At 63.6% G+C, this 7,789-nt stretch carries 6 protein-coding genes and 1 pseudogene; 3 read left to right on the top strand and 4 right to left on the bottom strand.

The window, feature by feature from the left end; genetic code table 11:
* The first annotated feature begins 670 nt into the window (after window positions 1-670).
* Window positions 671-2,227: a methyl-accepting chemotaxis protein gene (locus tag AC30NL_RS07250; protein ID WP_489463338.1), complete on the top strand. Its 1,557-nt coding sequence runs from the start codon at window positions 671-673 to the stop codon at window positions 2,225-2,227.
* 118 nt (window positions 2,228-2,345) lie between these two features.
* Here the strand turns inward: AC30NL_RS07250 and AC30NL_RS07255 are convergent, their stop codons facing one another.
* Window positions 2,346-3,023 carry an NAD(P)H-binding protein gene (locus AC30NL_RS07255; protein WP_489463339.1) on the bottom strand — a complete coding sequence of 226 codons (678 nt, stop codon included), beginning with the start codon at window positions 3,021-3,023 and terminating at the stop codon, window positions 2,346-2,348.
* A 130-nt stretch (window positions 3,024-3,153) separates the two neighbouring features.
* The gene (locus AC30NL_RS07260) at window positions 3,154-4,359 is read right to left on the bottom strand and encodes an AI-2E family transporter (protein ID WP_489463340.1); all 1,206 of its coding nucleotides are present in this window, start codon (window positions 4,357-4,359) and stop codon (window positions 3,154-3,156) included.
* Window positions 4,360-4,501: 142 nt separating this feature from the next.
* Between AC30NL_RS07260 and AC30NL_RS07265 the strand changes: the two genes are divergently transcribed.
* Entirely contained in the window at window positions 4,502-4,912 is a 411-nt protein-coding gene (locus tag AC30NL_RS07265; protein WP_489463341.1) for a tyrosinase family protein, read from the top strand.
* A 119-nt stretch (window positions 4,913-5,031) separates the two neighbouring features.
* On the top strand, window positions 5,032-5,484 hold the full coding sequence (locus AC30NL_RS07270) for a universal stress protein (RefSeq protein WP_489463342.1): 453 nt from the start codon (window positions 5,032-5,034) through the stop codon (window positions 5,482-5,484).
* Between the two features lie 154 nt (window positions 5,485-5,638).
* Here AC30NL_RS07270 and AC30NL_RS07275 read toward each other — a convergent pair.
* Window positions 5,639-7,188: pseudogene (locus AC30NL_RS07275) on the bottom strand (methyl-accepting chemotaxis protein).
* A gap of 70 nt (window positions 7,189-7,258) precedes the next feature.
* Complete coding sequence (locus AC30NL_RS07280) at window positions 7,259-7,474, bottom strand: hypothetical protein (protein ID WP_489463343.1); 216 nt, start codon at window positions 7,472-7,474, stop codon at window positions 7,259-7,261.
* Window positions 7,475-7,789 lie beyond the last annotated feature (315 nt).

Raw genomic sequence — 7,789 nt, forward strand, 5'->3', positions numbered from 1 at the left:
GCTCGGGGCCGATGTGGCTCGCTATACCTTCATCGCAGTGGACTTGCACCATTTCCTCCTTGCCGGTCTCCCGGCGCACCCCGAAACAATTTCCCGTTTTGAGGGCGCTGGGCGGGCGCGCTGCGGCGTTGCTCCTCACTTGTGTGGCTCGCCACACAAGTGAGGAGCGCCTTGCATCGCATCTCGCCCAGCGTCCCCCAAACGGAAAGTTATTCCGGGCCATGTCCTAAAGGTGCGAATGCACCGCCTGGCTCTGCTTCACAACTGGGCTGCGATTCGGTTGTTGTTTGTTTGATGCGGCATCTCGCCCCACGGCAAGATTGATCCTGCAATTCGCTGGTGCAGAGCACTAGATCACCGGTGGGAGTTCCATTCGAATTCCTGGACCGGTCAGCAAAAAATCGAATTCAGGGAGTAGGGTCATGCTTTCCACACTGGCTTGCGTCCAAGCAAGCGGCCATCACGAGCGTGCGCGCAGCCATGCCGTGCCGTGCCGCCATCCGCCATCGCGCGACGGGCCCTCAGCACGCGCCCGCCATCCCCCCTCGTCACACCGCGGTTTCGATCGGAATCGACCACGGCCCTTTGGCTCGCGTGATCCGCGCTGCCGGAGCGTGCCCGCGCCTCGTTGTGCGCATGACATCAAATTTTGCCTTCACAGGGAGTCATCATGAGCTTCTTCAAGAATATGAACATCGGCGCTCGGCTTGGCATGGGATTCGCAGTCGTGCTGGCGCTCATGGCAGCAATGATTTGGCTGGCCGTGGCACGTTTCGACAGCGTGGCAGAGTCCACCGAAAAGGTCTTCCACCAGGATTGGATCAAGGCTGACGCTGCTTCCACATTGAACTCCATGACCCGTGCCAATGCCCGCCTCACGATGGAGCTGTTCTTCTTCACCGACAAGGATCAGATCGCCCACATCCATCAAGCCATTGACAACAACAAGACGCTCGTCAGCGAATCGTTGGCGACGCTGGACAAGCTGGTGCACTCAGCGGAAGGCGCAACGTTGCTGGCAAAGGTCAAGGAAGCGCGTGTCGTCTATGTCGATTCATTCACCAAGGTGGACCGACTGCTGCAAGAAAGCAAGCGCGACGAAGCCACACGGACCCTGATCGGCGAAACCCTACCGGCCATTGACCTCCTGCAGGGACATGTCAAGGCGCTGACCGACTATCAGCGCAAGCTCGCCGAAGCGAGCGGCATCAAGATCGATCAGGACGTCGCGTTCACACGCCACCTCATGTTGGCCTTGGGCTTGTCGGCGATGCTGCTTGGTGCGGCCATCGCCTGGTTGCTTACTCGCTCGATCACCCGCCCGATCAAAGAGGCCGTAAAGATCGCCGAAACGGTGGCCACGGGCGACCTGACCTCGCGCATCGAAGTGACCTGCCGCGACGAAACCGGCAAGCTGCTGAGTGCACTCAAATCGATGAACGAGAACCTGGTCAAGGTCGTCGGCACCGTGCGTGCGAGCAGCGACAGCATCGCCACCGGCACCAGCCAGATCTCCACCGGCAATCTCGATCTGTCGCAGCGTACAGAGGAGCAAGCCTCCAATCTGCAGCAGACAGCCGCCTCGATGGAGCAACTGAGCAGCACGGTGAAGACAAACTCCGAGACCGCCTGCCAGGCGGCACAACTCGCCACGTCGGCCAGCGCAGTAGCAGCGCGAGGCGGGGAGGTGGTTGCACATGTGGTTGGCACGATGCTGCAGATCAGCGCCTCGAGCAAGAAGATCAGCGACATCATCGGCGTCATCGACGGCATCGCATTGCAGACCAACATCCTCGCGCTCAATGCAGCGGTGGAAGCCGCGCGTGCGGGCGAGCAGGGTCGCGGCTTTGCAGTGGTGGCCACGGAAGTTCGCCAGCTCGCGCAACGCAGCGCCGCGGCAGCGAAGGACATCAAGAGCCTCATCAACGACAGCGTCGAGAAAGTGGACGTCGGCAGCAGGCAAGTGGATGAGGCCGGGCGGACGATGAACGACATCGTGACGCAGGTCCAGCGCGTCAACGCCCTGCTCGCCGACATCAGCGCCGCGACCTCGGAGCAGACCATGGGCATTGGCCAGGTGAGCGACGCGGTGGTCCAGCTCGACCAGGTGACGCAGCAGAACGCCGCATTGGTGGAAGAGTCGGCCGCCGCCGCGCAAAGCCTGAGCAACCAGGCCAATGAACTGGTCAGGGCAGTCGCGACATTCCGGCTGGAACCGACGGCATAAGGATTTGGCCCGAAACAATTTCCCGTTTTGGGAGCGCTGGACGGGCGCGCTGCGGCGTTGCTCCTCACTTGTGTGGCTCGCCACACGGCGCTCGGAGCGCCTTGCATCGCATCCGCGTTCACGCGGGTTGCATGTCGCCCGACTTCAGAATCTGCACGCCCAGCTCAGCCTTTTGTGCAGCAGCGATCATCGCCCGCGCGACCGCCTCCGCAGCGATAGGCCGCAGCCCCACGGGCAACCAACGCATCACGGGGCGAAGCATGCGAATTGCCCACTCCTCGCCAGAACGCCTGGGCTGCGCAAGGGAGGCACGATCGCCAACCAGCAGCGAAGGCTGAACGATGACCACACTCTCGTACCCGAGCTTGGCGACGGCCCGCTCCATCTGGCCCTTGACGCGGCTGTAGAACAGGCGCGATCTCGCATTTGCGCCAAGCGCCGAAACGACGACGAGCCGCTTCGCGCCACGCACCCCACAGCCTCGCGCGGTGTTGAGCACCGCATCGAAATCGACGCGGCGAAACGCCTCTTTCGAACCCGCCACGCCGATGGTCGTGCCCAGGGCGATGAAGACATCGTCAACCGGCGGCATGGGCGACAGCTGCGCGAAGTCGACGTAGTGAAGCTCCAGCTTCGGACTCGACGGCAGGCCCTTGGCAGGCCGGCGCAAGAGCACATGCACGCGTGCGTACTCGGGTGAGGCGATGAGCAGCCGCAGCAACTCGCGGCCGACCAATCCGGTCGCTCCGGCCAGCATCGCGTCGCGTTGTCGAGTGTGTGTGATGGGTTCGGCCATGCGCGACTGTATTCGCAGATGCCCATGACGCAAGCACAAACGACACGGCCGGCTTAGCCTCTCCCTCCCGGATCTCGCTCCCGGATCTCGCCCGCGGTGCGATCCTTGGATGCGATCCGGACCATGAACATCACGTCCCGAGCAATTCCCCGATGGCCTTCAGATCGTCCACCCGATCGCACACCGCCTTCACCATCATCAAGATGGGCACGCCCAGCAGCAGTCCCCACACACCCCACAGCCAGCCAAATGACAGCACGCCGACGAACACCACCACCGCATTCATGCGGCTGGCGCGGCTCGTGAGCCACGGCGTGAGCAGGTAGCCCGAAATCGTGTGCAGCACCAGCGACACGCCTGCCACCAGCAAGGCCATGTGGACACTGCCGAACTGCACGAAGCCCACCAGCGCCGATGCGGCAGTAATGACCAGCGACCCGATGTAGGGGATGAAGTTGAGCACGCAAGCCGCGACGCCCCACACCGCGGCGTGCTGCACGCCGATCAAAAGAAACGACAGCCCTGTCGCGATGCCCACCACGATACTCGTGAAAGCCTGCACCAGAAGGTAGCGCTGAATCTGTTCGGTGATCTCGTCGAGCGCCTGCACCGTGATCTTCTTTTTGGCAAAGGTCGGTCCGGCGAGCTTCACCATCTTGCGCCGAAAGGTGTTGCCCGATGCCAGCAGAAAGAAGGTGATGAAGAGCACCACTGACGCCTGCCCGAGCAACGCGACCAGGCCGAGCGTGCCGGTCCAGAAGTAGTCCTTGATGTTGAACTTGGGCCGCTCTATCTGCACCCGCGTCACGCCGCGATCGGCGGACGGTGACGTCGAGCTGCCTTCTTGCGCGGCCTGCTCCAGTTGCGTGGCAGCCCTCTGCATCTTGTCCATGGCAGTTTCCGAGCGATTGCGTTTCGCTCTCAGGGCAAGACGCACCTTTTGCGCTGCATCGGGCAGCGATTCGATGAGCGTGGTTGCATCGTCGCTCAGCGCGTAAGCCGTCCAGCCCACGCCCCCGAGCATGCTGGTCATCAACAGCGCCGCGCCGATGGCACGCGGAATGCGCACGCGTGCCATGCGGTCGACGATTGGCGTCAGCGCGTAGCTGAAGGTGATGCCGAGCATCAGCGGAATGAAGACTGCGCTCGCCCAATGCAGCGCAAACACCGTGGCGAGCACCGCCAGCACCGCGAGGGACACGCTTCGCACGCCGACCGGCATGTGAAGCAGCACACGCTCGGGCTCTGGCGCTTCCTCGGACGGCAGAGGATCAGGGGCCACTGTGGCCTCGTCGGGCGGGGTCTGGATGTCGTCGTCAGGCTGAGTGTCTGGCATGAAACAGGGTACGCATTCAGCATGCCCGCCGTCAACAGTCAGTGGCAAGCACTGGCCAGGACCACCGTAGTTCTTACTGCTACCGCGCTTGGCGTGATAGAGGGAGCCAGCCCAACGCTCGGTGCATCGTTTTCACGGCAACATGAATGTGACTGGCGCCGCCGACGCGCAGGTTCACGGCGGCCCGGGATTCCTGCCTTGGCATCGGTCAGATCTCATAGACCTTGAGCGCGAGCAGCAGGCGATCGATCCTTCGGTGACGCTGCCCTACTGGCGCTTCGACAAGATGGCCCCCATCGTGTCACCCTGGACTTCATCAGGTTGCCGGAGGAACGGTGCGCTTCAGCCCCTCGAACCCGCTGCAGTTCTGGGCCACCGATGGCGTTCAAGGCATCCTGCGCCGGCAACTGGGCGCGAGCCTGGGCAAGAAGGCAAGCCCATCGATTCGCACGGAGGCGCAAACACTCGCATTGGGGAACACCTTCAGGCTCTTCAGAAACATGCAGGGGAACCCCGGGGCGACCCCAAAGGGAGTGCACAGCTGGCAAGGTGAAGCGGCCGAGCGCACAATGAATTCGGTCGTGCACGGGCTTCGGTCGTGCGGGCCAAAGGGGTCGCCGGGTCGTGCTCGACGCGGCGGCATGTGGCGTTGGCTGACCACGGGAGGTCACCATGTTCAAGCATCTCTTGCTGCCGACGGACGGTTCACCGCTGTCCGATCTCGCGATTCAGAAGGCCGTTCAGCTGGCGCGTTCGGTCGGCGCCAAGGTCACCGGCATCACTGTGATGCCCGAGTACCATCTGGTGAGCTATGCCGTGGAGTCCCTACAGGACACGCGGCGGCAGTTCGAGGTGGACGCACGGCGCCACGCTGACGAATACCTGAGCAAGCTCTCTGCGGTGGCCACGCAGGCGGACGTCTTCTGCGACGCCGTGGCCGTCACCGGCGATCACCCTTACGAACAGATCATTGCCACGGCTGAACAGCGGCAGTGCGACCTGATTGTGATGGCGTCGCATGGGCGCAAGGGCATCAAGGCCTTGCTGCTGGGCAGTGAGACGCACAAGGTGCTGACGCACACCCGGATCCCGGTATTGGTCTTACATCCAGAAGCTGACCGCTGAGAGGCTGAGAGTCGAAACTCGGAAGGGCTTGCTCGCGCGGCTGGGTGACATTGCTCAACGCGGGCTGTAAACGCCGACCGCCTCGGTGCCGGCGTTGTCCACGAGTCCGCGTCGATGGGGCGAGCCGCAAGCCCGCCCAGCGCGGCCCGTCCACCTACCTCCGACTGAAGACCCCGACGGCCTCCACCAGGCGGCCGGCCTGTCCCTTCAGACTACCAGCTGCCGCGGCCGACTGCTCCACCAGTGCGGCGTTCTGCTGCGTCATCTGGTCCAGTTGCGCCACCGCGATGTTGACCTGGCCGATGCCGCTGGACTGTTCCATCGTCGAGCTGCTGATCTCGTTGATGAGATCGGTGACGCGGCGCACCTGCGAAACGATCTCACCCATCGCCTGGCCCGCGTGGTCCACCAGCTTGGCGCCGTTCTCGACCTTCTCGACGCTGTCGCCAATGAGGGACTTGATCTCCTTGGCCGCTTCGGCGCTGCGCTGCGCGAGGCTGCGCACTTCGCCGGCCACCACGGCGAAGCCACGGCCCTGCTCGCCGGCCCGCGCGGCTTCGACTGCCGCGTTCAGCGCCAGAATGTTGGTCTGGAAGGCGATGCCGTCGATGGTGCCGATGATGTCGGCGATCTTCTTGCTCGATGTGGTGATGGCCTGCATCGTGTTCACCACCTGGCCCACCACTTCACCGCCCTTGGCGGCGGCCACGCTGGCGTTGCTGGCGAGTTGGGCGGCTTGCTGCGCGGTGTCGGCGTTGTTCTTGACCGTCGAGGTCATCTGCTCCATCGACGAGGCTGTCTCCTGCAGGCTGGAGGCGGCCTGCTCGGTGCGCGCGCTCAGGTCGTTGTTGCCCTGGGCGATCTCGCCGCTGGCGGTGCTGACGCCACCCACCTGCTCGCTCACGTCGTCGACCAGCGAACGCAGGTTCAGGCCCGACTGATTGACCGTGCGCAGGATCATGCCGATCTCGTCAACGCGGTTCAGATGCACGTTCGCGGCCGGCTGGCCTGCCGCGACGCTGAGCGCCTGACGTTCGACCATGGCCAACGGGCTGGCAATCTGCAATTCCAGCCAGGCCGAGATGGCGCCAGACACCACGGTAGCTCCGGCCGCGAACGCGCCCAGTGCCACGCCGCCGATGCCGCAAGCTGCAGCGCCGGCGACGCCCAGCGCGCCAGCGGCGAGCAGGCCCAGGCGGATGCGCCAGCGCACCGGCATCGTCTGGAACGCGGAGGTCCAGCGCAGCCAGCCCGTGCGAAGATCAATCCCTGATGGAAGGCCTTGTTTCCGGCGCGGTTCTCGCGGAACTCTCGGTACAAGGCCTCGGCGCCGGCGATCTCGTCGCGGCTGGGCTTCGTGCGCACCGACATGTAGCCGGTGACCTGACCGCCGCGAATGATGGGCGTGGCGTTCGCACGCACCCAGTAGTGGTCGCCGTTCTTGCGGCGGTTCTTCACCAGCGCCGTCCACGACTTGCCCGCCTTCAGCGTGGACCACATGTCGCCGAAGGCCTGGGTGGGCATGTCGGGGTGGCGCACCATGTTGTGGGGCTGACCCATGATCTCGCTGCGCTCGAAGCCGCTGACGGAGACGAAGGCGGCGTTGGCGTAATTGATGTGGCTCTGCGTGTCGGTGGTCGACATCAGCGTTGCATCGGCGGGAAAATCGTATTCGCGTTGGGTGACGGGAAGATTGCTGCGCATTTCGGCTCCGCTTGTTGTGGGGTGCTGGTGGGGGGGCTGGTGGGGTGTACGGGCAGGGTGTGGGTAGGGTTCAGTGTGCGTCGCCGGCTTCGAGCAGGCCGACCGAGTGGCTGCCGAGCAGTTGCTCGTTCAGGATCCCCAACGCATACTCTTCGTCGCTGATGCGAAAACTCAGGTATTCGCCGCTGTGCGCCGCATTCGGGCAGGCGGCGGAGGGCCGGCTTGGGTGGGGCACTGCGGCAGGCAGTGCTTTCGTGGGTCGTTCGCTTTCAAGCAAGACAGTCATCGTCTCGGTCTCCGTTGCGCGGTTCAAGACAGGCGTCGGGGATCTCCCGCTCATCTGTCTGGGTTTGATTTGGATCAATCCCTGGGATATCGGATGAGCAAATAATGCCTTGAGCGAATTTAATTCGCGCGCCGAAAGTGCAGTGCTTTTGGTGCGCAGCTTGTGGCGTCAGAGGCTGAGAGTTTTTCGAGCGTGTCCGAGCAGCGCGTCAAATGGCACCTGATCTAGGCGCAAAGCACAGCCATAGCCCGGGCTATGGCGAGCATTTGCAACGACGAGCAGGGGTCTTTTGGCGTGATGAGCGGGCATGATCGA

It is taken from the genome of Rhizobacter sp., assembly GCA_021153565.1.
Lineage (GTDB): Bacteria > Pseudomonadota > Gammaproteobacteria > Burkholderiales > Burkholderiaceae_C > Albitalea.

What these genes read in the sequence shown, in the direction of transcription:
- AC30NL_RS07265 (WP_489463341.1), top strand. Translation starts at nt 4,502, where the DNA reads ATGAATGTGACTGGCGCCGCCGACGCGCAGGTTCACGGCGGCCCGGGA.
- AC30NL_RS07280 (WP_489463343.1), bottom strand. Translation starts at nt 7,474, where the DNA reads ATGACTGTCTTGCTTGAAAGCGAACGACCCACGAAAGCACTGCCTGCC.
- AC30NL_RS07255 (WP_489463339.1), bottom strand. Translation starts at nt 3,023, where the DNA reads ATGGCCGAACCCATCACACACACTCGACAACGCGACGCGATGCTGGCC.
- AC30NL_RS07270 (WP_489463342.1), top strand. Translation starts at nt 5,032, where the DNA reads ATGTTCAAGCATCTCTTGCTGCCGACGGACGGTTCACCGCTGTCCGAT.
- AC30NL_RS07260 (WP_489463340.1), bottom strand. Translation starts at nt 4,359, where the DNA reads ATGCCAGACACTCAGCCTGACGACGACATCCAGACCCCGCCCGACGAG.
- AC30NL_RS07250 (WP_489463338.1), top strand. Translation starts at nt 671, where the DNA reads ATGAGCTTCTTCAAGAATATGAACATCGGCGCTCGGCTTGGCATGGGA.